The sequence below is a fragment of the Nocardia jiangsuensis genome, from assembly GCF_042650385.1.
In the GTDB taxonomy this organism is placed as follows: Bacteria; Actinomycetota; Actinomycetes; order Mycobacteriales; family Mycobacteriaceae; genus Nocardia; species Nocardia jiangsuensis.
This window is the reverse complement of sequence record NZ_JBHSAX010000019.1, coordinates 555,720-570,124: the sequence shown is the minus strand read 5'-3', so window position 1 is coordinate 570,124 and position 14,405 is coordinate 555,720. Positions and strand designations below refer to the sequence as shown.

Below are 14,405 nucleotides of genomic sequence, written 5' to 3'. Positions count from 1 at the left end.
GGGTGGATGTGGTTCGCCGGGGCTCCGCCCCGGCACCCCCGCCCTCCGGGGGAAGAGCAACCGCTCCGCCCGCGGTGGGGGAGAGTGCTCCTCCGTCGCCGAGCACCAGGGGAGGGGTCAGCCGGGAATGGCGGCTTCTTCGGGCTGCTCGGCGACCTCCGGGGCACCGGGTGCGGGAGCCACGGTGACCCAGGTGCCGTTCACGGCGGCATTGCCGGTGAAGGGATCCGTCGACTTGGGGTCGTGCAGCAGATTGACGTTCGCGCCGGGCAGACCGGCCGCCACCGTCCACCCGACCCCGGGCTCCCGATGCCCCCACCCGTGCGGAATCGCCACCGTCCCGCGCCGGATCTCGTCACTCGCCTCCACCGGAACCACGATCGCCCCGATCCGCGACGACACCACAGCCGGATCACCGTCGGCCAACCCGCGCTCCACCGCGTCATCGGGATGCATGAGCACCGTGCACCGCGGCTTCCCCTTCACCATCGACGGCAGATTGTGCAACCACGAATTGTTGCTCCGCAGATGCCGCCGCCCGATCAACCGCAGATCGAACCCGTCCGCCGGCGCCGTCACCGCCGCACCCCGCCCCGCCTCCGCGATCAACTCCCGCACACCATCCAGCAGCATCTCCGGCGCCAGATGCACCTTCCGATCCTTCGTCGCGATCAACTCCCGCAACCGCGGCCGCAACGGCCCCAGATCGATCCCGCCCGCCGTCTTCCGCAGCTTCGACACCGTCACCCCGCCCAGCCCCTTGCGCAGCACCCCGTACGGACCGACCGCGATCCCCGCCGACGCCAGCCGCAACGGACTCAGCCGATCCAGCACCGCCGTCACCGCGCGCCCGGTCACCCGCCGCACCGGCAGCGGCAGAATCTCCACCGCCAGCCGCGCCATGATCTCCCAATCCTCCAGACCACCCGCGGGCGGCTCGAACACCCGCGGATTGAACCGCAGATTGTTCCGCACACTGAACACCGACAACACGATGTCCATGTCCTCGCGCTCCAGCGGCGAGATCGGCGGCAGGATCAAATCCGCATGCCGGGTCGTCTCCGTGATGTACATATCCACCGCGACATAGAAATCCAGCCCCGCCAGCGCCTCGTCCAACCGCCCGCCCTGCGGCGTCGACAGCACCGGATTCCCGGCATAGGTCACCATCGCCCGGATCTGCCCCGGCCCCTCGTCCAGCATCTCGTCCGCCAGCACCCCCACCGGCAACTCCGCCCGGAACGACTTGAACCGCCCCGACCGATCCGTCCACCTCCCGTACCCCGCCAGCGGAACCCGGCGCGCCATCCGCGCCGCATCCACCGCGGGCGTGGCGAACATCTGCCCACCCGCCCGATCCAGATTCCCCGTCACCGCGTTGATCACATTGATCAGCCAGTGCGTCAGCGTGCCCGTCACCTGATGGCACACCCCGATCCGCCCGTACATCACCGCCGACGGCGCCGCCGCGTGCTCCCGGGCCAACCGCCGGATCACCTCGGCCTCCACCCCCGCCAGGGGAGCCGCCCACTCCGGCGTCGCCTCGGCCACCAGCACCCGCAGCTCCTCGAACCCGGTGGTCCGCGACCGCACCGCGGCCCCGTCCACCAGCCCCTCGGCCACCAGCACGTGCAACATCCCCAGCAGCAGGTACGCGTCACCGCCCGGCGCCACCGCCACGTGCTCGTCCGCCAGCTTCACCGTCTCCGTACGCCGCGGATCGATCACCACCACCGTGCCGCCCCGCTTACGGACCGCCTTGATCCGATCCCGCGCGCCCGGCATCGTCGTGATCGACCCGTTCGACACCGCCGGATTCGCACCGAGGATCACCAGCCGATGCGTCCGATCGATATCGGCCACCGGCATCAGCACATTCGACCCGAACATCTGCCACGCCGCGAACTCCTGCGGGAACTGATCGATCGACGACGCCGTGAAGAAATTGTTCGTTCCCAGCGCCGCCCGCAGCATCCCGCCGTAGATCACCGACGAACTGTGCGCCGCCGGATTCCCCAGGTACATGCCGACCGCGTGCGCGCCGTGCTCCGCGCGCACCTGCCGCAGCCTGCGCCCCGCCTCGGCGATCGCCTCGTCCCAGCCGATCGGCACGAACTCCGTGCCGACCCGCTTCATCGGCGTCCGCAGCCGATCCGGATCGTGGTGCAGCCCGCCCATGGCCGTCGCCTTCGGGCAGATGTAGCCCTTCGACAGGACATCGTCGGGATTACCCTCGATCCGGGTCACCTGCAGATCCTCGACGGTCACCAGGATTCCACAATGGGCCTCGCACAGCGTGCACTGCCGGGCAATGGTGGTCGCGTTCATCAAGCTCCGTCACCTTCTGCCGAACTTTTCGACCAGGTTACCCGCGTCACACCCCGCAGCCGAAGCGCAATGAACGGTCAGGGCCGCACGAACATGCCGAGCCCCTCCTGCTCGTAGTACGACAGGATCAGCCGATTCCCCTCGAACCGCGCCACCGACACCGATCCCGGATTCGCCCCCTCGCCCTGCGGCGAGAACACGAACTTGTCCCCGTCCCAGTGCCGCATCGGCATCCGCACCGCCGCGGGCCCCATCGTCAACACCAGCGCGCCGTTGTCCACCGACACCACCGCGGGCCCGAAATAGGCATTGTCATAGCTGCCCGCATACTCCTGCAGCGGCCGCGCCGGCTTCGCGTTCGACGGCGGCTCCTTACCCGCCAGATCCCCGGACGGCGCGTTCAACTGCTCGAACGCCCCCGCATACAGCTCCCGCCAGTCCTCCCGCACCGATCCGAACTGCACCAGATCCGCGAACTCCGCGTTCAGCGTCTCCGGAATCCCGATCGGCGCCGCGTTCGTCAGCGTCACGATCCCCACATCCGCCGACGGGATCAGCGTGAACGCCGTCCCCGCACCCCGGTTGAACGCCCCCGAATGCCCCAGCGTCACCCGCCCGGCCGGCGAGGTCCCCACATTGAAACCGAACCCGTAGAACCCCGCCCGCGAATCCGGCGACGCCGGGGGAGCCGACATCGCCTGCGGCGACACCGCGGGCAGCAGCGCGCCCGGCGGCACGATCTCCTTGCCCTCGAACGTCCCGTCCGCCAGCAGCATCGTCATCCAGCGCGCCATGTCGTCCACCGACGAGCTCACCCCGCCCGCGGGCGCCTGCGGGTCCGGCTGCCTGGGGGGATCGGCGGGCTTGTACGCCCCGTCCACCAGCACGTGCCCCACCGCGCGATCAGGGCGGCTCACGAAATCGCTGTACCGCGAGCTGGTCGACGCCATCCCGAGCGGTTCGTAGATCTCCCGCTGCGACAGCTCCTCCCACGAGGTGCCCGCCGCCTCGGCCACCGCCACCGCGGCCGCAGTCAGCCCGTAATTGGTGTAGGCGTAGGAATCACGGAACGTGTCCAGCGGCAGCTGCCGCAGCCGCTCCAGCACCTGCCCGCGGTCGTATCCCAGATCCTCCAGCAGATCACCCGCGTGATCCGGCAACCCCGACCGGTGCGAGTACAGATCACCGATCGTCACGTTCTCCGTCACGTACGGATCGTTCAGCGCGAACCCCGGCGACAACCGCTTCACCGGCGTATCCCAGGCCACCCGGCCCGCCGCCACCTCGCGCGCCACCACCGTCGAACCGAGCGGCTTCGACACCGACGCCAGCTGGAACACCGTCGCCGCGTCCACCGGCTGCCCCGTCGTCACATCCCGCACCCCGAAACCCTTGCTGTACACGACCTTGCCGCCGTGCACCACCGCGATCGCCATGCCCGGAATCCTCGACGAGGCCATCAGCTCCTCGGCGATCCGATCCAGCTGGCCGACCGCGCGATCGACCTGCCCGTCCGGGATGGCCACCCCGGCCACCTGGCCCGGCGACTCCTGCGCCGTGCCGCTCGGCGGAGCCGGGCTCGAGGAGGCCGCCCCTCCGCCGGAGTCCTCCTGCGCGCAGGACCCGATGACGAGCACCGCCGCCACCGCCAGCCCGATCACCACTCGGCTCCGATCCCGCACGGCCACCACCTCCTTGGTGTGATGCACAGCACAACGCGATGAGCCTAGCGCTCAGCAATCGACCGGCAACGGGTTTTGCCGCGTTCCCGCGTGGCGCGGACAAAACGTCACTGTGACGGAAAAGGGGTGATGCGTCGCCGTCACTGTGACACATTGGAGGAGGGCGGTCGGCCGCGGGGCAAGCCGGCGGCAATCGCGGCACCCGAGGCTTTACCGCCGACGGAGGAGCGACGTGCAGCATGTGCGATCCGCGCGCTGAGCAGATGCACAGCGAACGCCGATGAAGCGCTCGAACGCCAGGTCGTAAAAACGCCGATAATCTACATTATGTCAATTAGCCGCCCTCTCCCCGGTGAACCGCACGTGAACCAAGATCGATAACGTGGACGGGTGCTCGGACATTCTCACGCGACCAGCGGCGCGCTCGGCTGGTCGGCGGCCGCGGCGGCCCTCCCGGTGTCGGTACTGACGTACCCCGTGATCGACGTCGTCGGCGACCACCACCTCGGAACCGTCGATCTGCTGCTCGGCGTCTTCCTCACCGCGGGCGCCGCGCTGCTGCCCGACATGGACCACCCCGACGGTACGATCGCCAACACCCTCGGCCCGGTCTCCGAGCTCTTCTGCAGGATCGTCTCCTGGATCGCGGGCGGCCACCGCAAAGCCACGCATTCGTTCTTCTTCGTCGCCCTCGCCGGCGTCGGCACCTGGGCAGGCATGACCTACCTCGGCAGGCCTTTCACCCTCGGCCTGGTCTTCGTCCTGCTTGCCCTCGCGGTCCGCGCCCTGCACCTCTGCCCGCCCGGCAAGGGCATCCGCGCCTGGGGCACGGTCCTGGCGCTCGCCCTCGGCGGCACCTTCGCCATGACCCACTGGATCTCCGACGCTCCCCCGTGGCTGCCGTTCTGCGTCGCGCTCGGCTGCCTGGTACACATCCTCGGCGACTGCCTCACCGACCGCGGATGTCCCCTGCTCTGGCCGTACCGGAGACGGCTCGGGATCGAGATCATCAGCCGGACCGGCAACAAGGTCGAGACCTGGGTGCTCGCGCCCCTCTTCATGGCGGGAACGCTTGCGCTGCTGTGGTACACGATCACCCAACTTCCCTGAGCACCCCCCTCGTCCTTGCTTGTTGTTTCCTCAGGCGAGTTGGAACTGATTTGTTTGATGCGCATAGTCGCATACATGCAATACAGATACCATAGCCAGCTGGTGCACACCTGTACACTGAGCCGCATGAACGAGGACCAGCGACGCGCGGAGGTCCGCGCCCTCGCCCGCCTCGCCGGTGACGAGCTCGGCGGTGCCGTCGCAGGCATCGCCACTGTCCACCGGGCTGTTGCCGACCGCGTCTTCACGGTGGTGCGCTGGGGCGTCGGCCCTGCCGCCGTCCCCGTCCAGGTCGCCCACGATGCCATCGCCGACGGCGTCTACGCGATCGTCGGCACCGTCGCCGAGACCGCGGGCCGGGTCGCCGAGCGCACCGCTGACCTGCCGAACCGCGAGCCACCCTCCCGCACGGTCTTCGGCGCGGCGCTGCTCGGCGTGCTGTCCGGGTTGATCGGCGACCGGCTGGCCGAGCAGAACCCCGTCCTGGCCGGCCCCATGTCCTTCCGCGTCGACGGGCAGCCGGTGGCCCCGGAGGAGCTCGGTTCGCCGCACGACACCCTCGTGGTCTTCGTGCACGGCCTGGTCGAGACCGAGCACTCCTGGCGCCGCGGCGGCACCCCCTGCTATGCCGAGCGGCTGGCCGAGGAGCTGCCCTGCGCGACGGCGGAGGTACGGTTCAACAGCGGGCTGCACATCTCGGAGAACGCGCGCGAACTCGCCGATCTGCTGGAGCGGACGCAGCGCGCCTGGCCGGTGCCGCTACGCCGGATCGCGCTGGTCGGGCACTCGATGGGCGGGCTGGTTGCCCGTTCGGCCTGCCATCTCGCGGCCGCGGAGGGCGCCGAGTGGGCGAAGCTGGTCCGGCAGATCGTCTGCCTGGGTTCGCCGCACCTGGGCGCGCCGCTCGAGCAGTTCGTGCACGTGGTGTCGGCGGGGCTGGTGAAGCTGCCGGAGACCAGGCCCTTCGGGCGGCTGCTGCGCAGGCGCAGCGCGGGGATCCGCGACCTGCGGCAGGGCTCGCTGGTGGACGAGGACTGGACCGATCTCGATATCGACGCGCTGACCCGCCGGGTACAGCAGGAGGTGCCGCTGCTGCCCGGTGTGGAGCACTATTTCGTGACGGCATCGATCATGCGCAATCCGAAGAACCCGATCGGCCGCATCGTCGGCGACGGCCTCGTGCTCACGCCGAGCGGCTCCGGGCGCGGCCGTGCCCGCCGGATCGCGTTCGAACCGGAGAACGGCCTGCACCTGCCGGGCGCGAATCACTTCACGCTGCTCAACGACGAGGCGGTGCACGAGGCGCTGCGCCGCTGGCTCGCCGTCGCCCCTCCCCTCCCCCGGGCCTGAAACGCCGAACCGCCCGCGAGCCGGGGCTCGCGGGCGGTTCGATCGGCCGGGTCAGGCGTCGGCGACCTGGGCCTGCCACATCCAGTGCATCTGCTCCAGCCGCCCGGCGATCTCGATGATGAGATCCTGGGTGACCGGATCGGCCTTCTCGGTGGCGTCGATGCGCTCGCGGAGGCCACGGATGACGGAGGTCAGGTTGGTGACGACGCCGTTGATGACGTCGGTGTCCTTCTGCCAGCCGTCCGGGAAGCCTTCCGTCACGCTGTCGCGGGCGACCGTGGAGGCGCGGCCGTCCGGGCTGACCCCGATGGCGGTGGCGCGCTCGGCGGCGGCGTCGGTGAACTCGCGGGCGGCGACCACCAGCTCGTCGAGGGCGAGGTGCACCGATCGGAAGTTGCGGCCAACGACGTTCCAGTGCGCCTGCTTGGCGATCAGGGACAGGTCGATGAGGTCGACGACGGTGGCGCGCAGGGCCTCACCGGCGATGCGCTGCTGCTCGGCCTCGAGGGTGCTGGTGATGGGTTGCGACATTGCTGTACCTCTCTCTCGTCGTCGGTCCCGATGTTCCTTCGGTTGGCTACCCGGGATCGACCCGTTCACGCAGCCGAACTGCGTGAACGTCGTCTCAGTCCTCCGGCCAGGTGCCGGTGACAGCCTGGAATCCGGTGGCTCCGGCCCGGTCGATGGCGGTTTTCACCAGGCCGAAGACGGCGCCCTGGATGGCGGCGGCGAGCAGTACTTCGCGCCAGCCGTAGTCCTCGGAGGTGGCGTGCGGCGCTTCGTCCTCGCCGCTGACGGCCTGCCAGATCTTGCCGAACACGAGGTTGGCGAGCAGGCCGCCGATGACGCTGACGGCGAGGCCGAGCGGTTTGTAGGCGAGCTTCATCGCCTGCCCCGCTTCCGCAGCGCCTGCCAGAGCACGACGCCGCTCACGATGCCGATGGCGACCGGGACCGGGTTGGCGCGGACGAAGTCGACGGCCTGACGTCCGCCGCGGGCGACCGGCTCTGGCGTCGCCTCGGCGACCTTGGCCGTGGCGGCCGCGGTGCTCTCCTTGGCCTTGGTGGCCACGTCCTGCGTGCGCTCCCTGGCCACGGCGGCGGTCGCGGCCGCCTTCTCCTTGGCCACGGCGGCGGTCTCCGCGGTGCGCTCCCTGGCTGCGGTCGCGGAGTCGGTGGCGCGCTCCTTGGCGACGGCGGCCGTCTCGACGGCGCGTTCCTTCGCCTGCTGGGCGCTGTCGGCGACCTTGTCCTTCGCGCCTGCCGCGGCGGCCGCGGCGTTCTCCTTGACCTCCTGCGCCTTCTCCGAGGCGCGGGCGGGGACGTCGAGCTTGTGGGTCAGCTCCTCGACGGCCTGGCCGAGCTCCTCGCGGGCGCGGTCGCGGTCTGCGGCGACGAGTTCCTTCTCGGTCTCCGGGCTGAGTTCTGGGTCCGGGCTCACTGCCTGCGGCTCCTTTCCTTGATGGTGGCCACGTCCTCCTGCACGCCGTGGACGGCGGCTTCGGGAAGCGGCGGGGTTGCGCTCTGGACGTTCTTCTTGCCCGCGAGGGCGAGGATGCCTGCGACGACGAGCAGGACGACGCCGACGATGAGCGCGGCGGCCCAGGCGGGCAGCGGCTCGGCGAGGCCGATGATCGCGGCGGCGACGAGCGCGCCGACGCCGTAGAGCGCGAGGACGGTGCCCGCGCCCGCCAGCCCGGCGCCCTTGCCGATCCGTTTGCCCTTCTCCTGCATCTCCAGGGTGGCGAGCCGGATCTCGTCGCGGACGAGGCGGCTGAGCTGTTCGCTGGCGGTACCGACGAGTTCGGAGACCGTGCGGGCGTCGGCGGGCCCGTCCCGGTCGTGTGCGGCGTGCGTCATGGTTCGCATCCCTCCTCCGGTCGGGAGGCGGGTACCCGGCGCCTCGTGGGGCAAACGCCGGGCTCGGGGGGCCGGAATCGGGGTGAGCGCAACGGTGTTCGGGGGTGGTGGCAAGCCCTTGCCGTCGGGGTGTCGAGCGGGCGGGAGCGGACCGATGGGTGATGTCCGGCAGACCGAGACGGATGTTCTCGTGATCGGCGGTGGCCCGGCCGCGGCGTGGGCGGCGGGGGCCGGAGTACATGCGGCGGGGGCGGATTCTGGATCACTCCCCCGCGCTGGAATTGCTCGTCGGCGCGGACAGCATGGTTCGCGGGGCGGCGGGTTTGCAGCGGCAGCCGGGCCGGGATTATCGAATTGCGGCGGGGGCGATGGTGTTGACGATGGCCGCGGAGGTGCGTGCGCGGTTCTCCGGGATGGAATTCTCGAATGCGCACGCGACCGTGGCGAAGGGGTCGACGATCACGAAGACTGCCTATTACGGGTATGCCACGTTCTTCCATGAGGACGGGTCGGTGCCGGCGGGTGCGGGGTCGCGGCCGTGGCGTCCGGTGATCGTTCGGGCGCTGCGCTCGGAGCGGGTTTCCGCGCAGCTGGATCGGGCGGACGCGGCGGTGGCGGGAGCGGATCTGCGGGGGTTTCACCGGTGGTGCTGGAAGCGGCGCGGGCGGAGCTGATTCCGTTCGAGAAGAACTGTCCGCGCCGGAGTGATCGGGTGCGCCCCGTGCTGGCGGCGCCGGACGGGGCGCGGCAGCGGGATTGCCGGACCTGTTTCGTGTGTGCGGCGTACTGCCCGGCGGATGCGCTGACCGTACACCCGGATTCGGTGTCGCGGCCGGTGGGTGCGGCGAGGCTCGCGGACGCACGCCGGGCGGCCGGGTCGCGGTGGGGCCGGAGTTGCCGTGCGGCAGGCCGCCGCCGAGATTGCCATGAAGGGTTCGCCGAATTCCGGGTGTACTCCCCTGGCGCTACAGTGTGTTTCTGTCGCGTTTTCGGTGCACTGGAAGAGGGAGAGCTTCATGGCACGCAAAGTCGTTGTCACGGTTGTGGACGATTACGACGGCATTTCGGCCGCCGATGAAATGGTGGCTTTCGGGGTGGACGGCGTGTCCTACGAGATCGACCTCTCCGCGGAGAATGCGCGTTCGCTGCGGAAATTCCTGGAGCAGTGGACGCCGTACGCGCGCCGGACCGGGAAGGCGGCGCGCAGCAAGAACGCCGGGGGCGGGCGTTCGTCGGCAAGCCGGGAGGATGTGGCGGCGATCCGGGCGTGGGCGAAGGAGAACGGGCACGAGATCTCCAGCCGGGGCCGGATTCCGTCGGAGATCGTGGCGGCGTACCGGGAGGCGCAGCCTTCCTGAGCCGCCTCAGTCCTTGCCCGGCTGGACGCGTTCGTGGCCGGTCAGCAGCAGGTGGTCGAAGACGGTGAGGACGTCCGGCCGGGGCGGCGGCACCTGGGGCAGGTCGGCGATGAGCTGGGCGGCGATGGCGCGCAGTTTGGTGTTGGTCTCCTGGGAGCGCCAGGAGAGCACCTTGAAGGCCTGCTCGGCGCTGATCCCGTACATCCGCATGAGGATGCCCTTGGCCTGTTCGATGACGGCGCGGGCTTCGACGATCTCGGGGACGACCTCGCTGACGGCGGCCTGGCCCGCGGCGTCGATGGTGTCGGTGAGGTCGATGTAGCAGCCGCTGGTGCCGACGGGTTCGCCGTCGGCGTCGAGGATGCGGTTGGCGACGACGAGCACGGTGTGCTCGCAGCCGTCGGTGTCGACGATGCGGTGCCTGCCGGAGAAGGGTTCGCGGTCGGTGAGGGCGCGTTCGATCAGCTGGGCGACCAGGTCGCGGTCGTCGGGGTGGTTGTGCGCGAGGACCAGTTCGGTGCTCGGTTCGACGGCGCCGGGTTCATATCCGTGCAGCCGGTACACCTGCGGGGACCATTCCCAGCGGCGGTCGGCGAACCACAGCGTGAAGCCGCCTGCCACCTGGGGGTCGACCGACTCGGGCAGATCGGCGAGCGGGTCTTCCCGGCACTCGGGCACAGCGGACTCTGACACCCTGGAACAATAGCGCGACCTGCGGGGACGACACGCCGGTCACGGGTGTGGCCGGGGCAACTTCACCACCCGGACGAAGAAGCCGTCGATCTGCTGGATGGCGGCCATGAAGGCGTCGAGGTCGACGGGTTTGGTGACGAAGGCGTTGGCGCGGGCGCGGTAGCTGCTCTCCACGTCCTCGGTGGCCGACGAGGTGGTGAGCACGACGACGGGGATGGCGGCCAGTTCGGGGTCGGCCTTGATCTGCTCGAGGACCTGGCGGCCGTCGTAGCGGGGCAGGTTGAGGTCGAGCAGGATGAGGTCGGGGCGCACGGCGTCGGCGTGCGGGCCGCGGCGGTATAGGAAGTCGAGTGCCTCTTCGCCGTCGCGGACGACGTGCAGGGTGTTGCCGAGGGTGTAGGTGTCGAAGGCTTCGCGGGTGATGAGCTCGTCGCCGGGGTCGTCCTCGACCAGCAGGACGTCGATCGGGTGCGAGGAGTCGGGCACGGCGGCCTCCCAGGATTCACAGCTGCCCCGGCGCGGTGGCGGCCGGGGTGGGCTCGAGTCAACCAGATGCCGTGCGGCGCGGCCGGGTCAGGGCAGTACGCGGCCGAGGTGGGCGCCCTTGCGCGGGTTCTTGCTCCCGGTCTTGCAGGCGGCGATCTGCACGGTGCCGCTGCCCGGGTTGTAGTAGGCCATGCCGACGAGCGGGCCGTTGGTGGAGCCGGGCAGCCAGCTCCAGCCGGGTTCGTCGCCGGTGTAGGCGTCGAAGCGGTGGTCGCCGTTGGCATCGAAGGATTGCCGCTGCAGGACCAGGTATTCCGGGACGGTCAGCCCGGACCAGCCGTGTTCGGTGAGGGCCCGGCGCAGCCCGGGGGCGGTGTGGCCGCGGGTCCATGGCTGGATCCGGTCGGCGGGCAGGACGAGGAGGTAGGGGTGGTCGGGGCGGTCGATGCCGCCCTCGAGCAGGTCGCTCGCGACCTCGGCCGGGTGGTCGTAGGCGGCGAGGCCGAGCAGCGCGGGCAGGTGCGCGCGCTGCTCGGCAGCGGGCGGGAAGGCGAAGCCGATGGCGGCGTCGGCGGGCAGCGGCAGGTCGGGGGCGGGGCCGATGGCGGCGCCGAGCGGGGTGTGCTCGCGCCACCATGCCGCCGAGTGCCGCCAGATGTCGGCCGTGCTGTGTGCCTCCGGTCCGCCGATGCCCGCTCGCATGCGGCGGACTCTACTGCGCGGGGCCGACACCCTCGGCGGTGAGCCATTCGAGGGCGGATTCGGCGATCTCGGTCCAGCCGCTGTCCAGGGCGAGCGAGTGGCCGCGGTCGGGGAACCGGCGCAGGTCGGTGCAGGCGGGTGAGTTGCTGTAGAGCTTGTGCGCGGCGCGGGTGACGACGTCGGGGACGGTGTGGTCCTTGCCGCCGGAGATGAAGAGCAGCGGGCCGCGGGTGGGGTTGGCGGTGTCGACGGCGGCCGGGGAGTTGCCGGTGAAGTTGGCGAAGGCGGCTTCGAAGAGCGGGCGACCCGGGGAGGGGATGGTCCAGGCGTCGAAGAGCGTGTCGGATTCGTCGGCGGGGATGGCGTTGCCGAAGCCGTAGCGGAACTGGCTCTTGGTGAGCGCGACGGAGCGTTTGCGGTTGGCGGGGTTGCCGAGCACGGGGAAGCCGGAGCGCAGCTGCGCGAAGGGTAGCGGTTTGACGCCCTTGATCTGGGCGGGGTCGATGGCCACACCGGCGCTGCCGAGTCCGGCGGCGAGGAGCTTCTGCACGAACAGCCCGCCGAAGGAGTGGCCGACGAGCACCGGCGGGGTGTCCAGGGCGCGGATGATCGCGGTGTAGTGCGCGGTGACGTCGTCGATGCCGATTCCGGCGACGGCTTCGGGATGTCGGCGGGCGGCGGCGACGGTATCCGGCTCGCCGGGCCAGCCCGGGGTGTGCGGTTCGTAGCCGCGGGCGGCGAAGAGCTCCGCCCATGCCTGCCACGAGGTGGCGTGCAGCCACAGCCCGTGGATGAAGACGACGGGGGTGCGGGTGGCTGCCATGGTGATCTCTCCTCGGGTGCGCGGAACGCTCGGAACTGTAGACCGATCCGGCCTCGCGCGCCTGCCGAGCTGCGCGTTTCCGGTCGGGTCGCTCGGGTAGGCCCGGAATATTCGCTGATTCCCCGACGGTGAGGAGCCGCGCATGAGCGACGACGACACGTTCCGCAAGGGCGACAAGGTGGAGTGGAAGAGCCACGGCAGCACGGCCGAGGGCAGGGTCGAGGAGAAGATCACCGCCGATACCGAGGCGGCCGGGCGCACGGTCCGGGCATCGGAGGAGGATCCGCAGTACCGGGTGCGCAGCGAGAAGAGCGGCCGGGACGCGGTGCACAAGCCGTCGGCGCTGAAGCCGGCGAGCGATGACTGACGACGACGCGACCAGGAAGGAGTTCGGCGAGGCGGTCAATATGACCGGCGCCGAGCTGCGCCGCTGGCTCGACACCGACGAGTCGAAGGCGGTGGGTCAGAAGCCGGACGGCGGCGGTGAGTCCACCGGCCACCACAGCGGCCGCCGGATCCTGGACATCCTCGCCGCCGACGAGCTCACCGACGCCGATTACGCGCACATGCGCAAGGTGGTCGGCTACGTGCACCGGCACGCGAAGCAGCGCCCCTCCGGGGATGTCGAGGACACGAAGTGGCGCTACTCGCTGATGAACTGGGGGCACGACCCGCTGAAGCGGGGCTAGTAGCCCACGCGGGCCACCTTCTCCGGGTGCAGGACGAGCCGGACCAGTTCGCCCGCGCGCATGGCGGCGAGGTCGGCGGCGCGGCCCGGGTCGTCGAGGTCCCAGTAGCGGGCGGCGAGCCGGTCGCAGAGCTCGCGGGCGCCGTCGGGTTCGACGGTGACCGGGCCGGCGACCGAGATCCAGCGTTCGCGCTCCCCCACCGGTGCGGCGACGACGAGCGAGGCGCGCGGGTCCTTCGCGAGCCGCCGGAGCTTGGCGGCGCCGAGTTCGGTGAAGACCTGGACGGTTCCGTCGTCGGCGAGTTCGAACCAGACGGGGCGTGGCTGCGGCGGCACGGGGCCTGCGGCGACGGTGAGGAAGCCGTGCAGCGGGCGGCGCAGGAAGGCGATGTCGTCGGGGGTGAGGGTGCTCATGCCCGTCCTTTCTGCCAGATGCCGGTGACGGCGGTGCGGGCGACGTAGTCCTCGAAGGGGCGTGGCGCGCGGCCGAGCAGGGTGGCGACGTCGTCGGTGGGGGTGGCGAAGAGGCCGCGGGCCATGAGCGCGAACATGGCGGTCACGTGCTCGGCGTCGCCGGGGTGCCAGCCCTGTTCGACCAGGGTGGTCACGTAGTCGGCGGGGGTGAGCTCGCGGTAGGTGATGGGCTGTCCGGCGGCGCGGGCGATGAGCTCGACGGCTTCGGCGAAGGTGAGGGCGCGCGGGCCGGTCAGCTCGTAGACGCGGCCCTCGTGCCTGCCCGGTTGGTTCAGGACGGTGGCCGCGGCGTCGGCGACGTCCTCGGCGTCGAGGAACGGTTCGGGGACCGCGCCGGCGGGGAGGGCGAGTTCGCCCGCGGTGAGCGGGGCGTGGAAGAGGTCCTCGTCGAAGTTCTGGTCGAAGTTGCTCGCCCGCAGGATCGTCCATTCCAGCGTGGAGCCGCGGACGGCGTCCTCGGCGGAGCGCATGTCGAGTCCGAAGTCGGAGTCGCCCCAGGTGTCGGCGCCGCGGCCGGAGAGCAGCACCACCCGCCGGACCCCGGCCGCGGCGGCCCTGGTGACGAAGTCGTGGACGGGGCCTGGCACCGGCGGGGCGATGAGGTAGACGGCGGTGGCGCCGGTGAGGGCGGCGTCCCAGCCGTCGGGGCGCGCCCAGTCGAAGGGGGTGGGGCTGGAGCGGGATGCGGTCCGGATCGGGGTGCCGCGCAGGCGCAGGCGGGCGGCGACCCGGCGGCCGGTCTTGCCGGTCGCGCCGAGGACGAGGGTGGTGTCGGTGCTCATGTGCATTGATTCAAGGGTGTCGAGCCGGACAGAGCCATAGGTGAGACACCGGTTCGCCTGTCCATTCGTC

Annotated in this window: 17 protein-coding genes and 1 pseudogene; 6 read left to right on the top strand and 12 right to left on the bottom strand. The window is 70.8% G+C overall.

Annotated elements, in window-relative coordinates:
* Nucleotides 1–117: 117 nt before the first annotated feature.
* Entirely contained in the window at nt 118–2,328 is a 2,211-nt protein-coding gene (locus tag ACFO0B_RS25790; protein ID WP_378615168.1) for a molybdopterin oxidoreductase family protein, read from the bottom strand.
* A gap of 77 nt (nt 2,329–2,405) precedes the next feature.
* The gene (locus ACFO0B_RS25785; protein WP_378615166.1) at nt 2,406–4,037 is read right to left on the bottom strand and encodes a serine hydrolase; all 1,632 of its coding nucleotides are present in this window, start codon (nt 4,035–4,037) and stop codon (nt 2,406–2,408) included.
* A gap of 363 nt (nt 4,038–4,400) precedes the next feature.
* On the opposite strand from ACFO0B_RS25785, the gene ACFO0B_RS25780 reads away from it, so the two are divergent.
* Nucleotides 4,401–5,120: a metal-dependent hydrolase gene (locus ACFO0B_RS25780; protein ID WP_378615164.1), complete on the top strand. Its 720-nt coding sequence runs from the start codon at nt 4,401–4,403 to the stop codon at nt 5,118–5,120.
* Between the two features lie 126 nt (nt 5,121–5,246).
* On the top strand, nt 5,247–6,470 hold the full coding sequence (locus ACFO0B_RS25775; RefSeq protein WP_378615162.1) for a lipase family alpha/beta hydrolase: 1,224 nt from the start codon (nt 5,247–5,249) through the stop codon (nt 6,468–6,470).
* Nucleotides 6,471–6,521: 51 nt separating this feature from the next.
* Here ACFO0B_RS25775 and ACFO0B_RS25770 read toward each other — a convergent pair whose 3' ends face one another.
* The 4 genes from ACFO0B_RS25770 to ACFO0B_RS25755 all read right to left on the bottom strand — a co-directional run bounded on the left by ACFO0B_RS25770 (nt 6,522) and on the right by ACFO0B_RS25755 (nt 8,329).
* On the bottom strand, nt 6,522–7,001 hold the full coding sequence (locus ACFO0B_RS25770) for a Dps family protein (protein WP_378615160.1): 480 nt from the start codon (nt 6,999–7,001) through the stop codon (nt 6,522–6,524).
* Nucleotides 7,002–7,095: 94 nt separating this feature from the next.
* The gene (locus ACFO0B_RS25765) at nt 7,096–7,356 is read right to left on the bottom strand and encodes a DUF4235 domain-containing protein (RefSeq protein WP_378615158.1); all 261 of its coding nucleotides are present in this window, start codon (nt 7,354–7,356) and stop codon (nt 7,096–7,098) included.
* Complete coding sequence (locus ACFO0B_RS25760) at nt 7,353–7,910, bottom strand: DUF3618 domain-containing protein (RefSeq protein ID WP_378615156.1); 558 nt, start codon at nt 7,908–7,910, stop codon at nt 7,353–7,355. The genes ACFO0B_RS25765 and ACFO0B_RS25760 overlap by 4 nt, the downstream gene beginning before the upstream one ends.
* Nucleotides 7,907–8,329 (bottom strand): phage holin family protein, encoded by a 423-nt coding sequence (locus ACFO0B_RS25755; protein ID WP_378615154.1) that lies wholly within the window; start codon nt 8,327–8,329, stop codon nt 7,907–7,909. Before ACFO0B_RS25755 ends, ACFO0B_RS25760 begins: the two co-directional genes overlap by 4 nt.
* Before the next feature lie 212 nt (nt 8,330–8,541).
* Between ACFO0B_RS25755 and ACFO0B_RS25750 the strand changes: the two are divergent.
* Both ACFO0B_RS25750 and ACFO0B_RS25745 read left to right on the top strand, forming a co-directional pair.
* Nucleotides 8,542–8,934 (top strand): annotated as a pseudogene (locus ACFO0B_RS25750) (pyridine nucleotide-disulfide oxidoreductase); the annotation flags it as partial.
* 411 nt (nt 8,935–9,345) lie between these two features.
* On the top strand, nt 9,346–9,687 hold the full coding sequence (locus ACFO0B_RS25745) for a histone-like nucleoid-structuring protein Lsr2 (RefSeq protein WP_378615153.1): 342 nt from the start codon (nt 9,346–9,348) through the stop codon (nt 9,685–9,687).
* A 6-nt stretch (nt 9,688–9,693) separates the two neighbouring features.
* Here the strand turns inward: ACFO0B_RS25745 and ACFO0B_RS25740 are convergent, their stop codons facing one another.
* The 4 genes from ACFO0B_RS25740 to ACFO0B_RS25725 form a co-directional block, all read right to left on the bottom strand.
* Complete coding sequence (locus ACFO0B_RS25740) at nt 9,694–10,380, bottom strand: PAS and ANTAR domain-containing protein (RefSeq protein WP_378615152.1); 687 nt, start codon at nt 10,378–10,380, stop codon at nt 9,694–9,696.
* Nucleotides 10,381–10,419: 39 nt separating this feature from the next.
* Complete coding sequence (locus ACFO0B_RS25735) at nt 10,420–10,866, bottom strand: response regulator (RefSeq protein WP_378615151.1); 447 nt, start codon at nt 10,864–10,866, stop codon at nt 10,420–10,422.
* 87 nt (nt 10,867–10,953) lie between these two features.
* A complete protein-coding gene (locus ACFO0B_RS25730) occupies nt 10,954–11,568 on the bottom strand; it encodes a hypothetical protein (RefSeq protein ID WP_378615150.1) in 615 nt (204 codons plus the stop codon).
* A gap of 10 nt (nt 11,569–11,578) precedes the next feature.
* Nucleotides 11,579–12,391 carry an alpha/beta hydrolase gene (locus ACFO0B_RS25725; RefSeq protein ID WP_378615149.1) on the bottom strand — a complete coding sequence of 271 codons (813 nt, stop codon included), beginning with the start codon at nt 12,389–12,391 and terminating at the stop codon, nt 11,579–11,581.
* A 142-nt stretch (nt 12,392–12,533) separates the two neighbouring features.
* On the opposite strand from ACFO0B_RS25725, the gene ACFO0B_RS25720 reads away from it, so the two are divergent.
* Both ACFO0B_RS25720 and ACFO0B_RS25715 read left to right on the top strand, forming a co-directional pair.
* Entirely contained in the window at nt 12,534–12,758 is a 225-nt protein-coding gene (locus ACFO0B_RS25720) for a hypervirulence associated TUDOR domain-containing protein (protein ID WP_378615148.1), read from the top strand.
* On the top strand, nt 12,751–13,080 hold the full coding sequence (locus ACFO0B_RS25715) for a DUF3140 domain-containing protein (RefSeq protein ID WP_378615147.1): 330 nt from the start codon (nt 12,751–12,753) through the stop codon (nt 13,078–13,080). The genes ACFO0B_RS25720 and ACFO0B_RS25715 overlap by 8 nt, the downstream gene beginning before the upstream one ends.
* Here ACFO0B_RS25715 and ACFO0B_RS25710 read toward each other — a convergent pair.
* Together ACFO0B_RS25710 and ACFO0B_RS25705 are read right to left on the bottom strand one after the other, a co-directional pair.
* Nucleotides 13,077–13,493, bottom strand: coding sequence for a pyridoxamine 5'-phosphate oxidase family protein (locus ACFO0B_RS25710; protein ID WP_378615146.1), 417 nt, complete (start codon nt 13,491–13,493; stop codon nt 13,077–13,079). The two genes, ACFO0B_RS25715 and ACFO0B_RS25710, sit on opposite strands and share 4 nt — an antisense overlap.
* A complete protein-coding gene (locus ACFO0B_RS25705; RefSeq protein WP_378615145.1) occupies nt 13,490–14,335 on the bottom strand; it encodes an NAD(P)H-binding protein in 846 nt (281 codons plus the stop codon). The genes ACFO0B_RS25710 and ACFO0B_RS25705 overlap by 4 nt, the downstream gene beginning before the upstream one ends.
* Between the last annotated feature and the right edge of the window lie 70 nt (nt 14,336–14,405).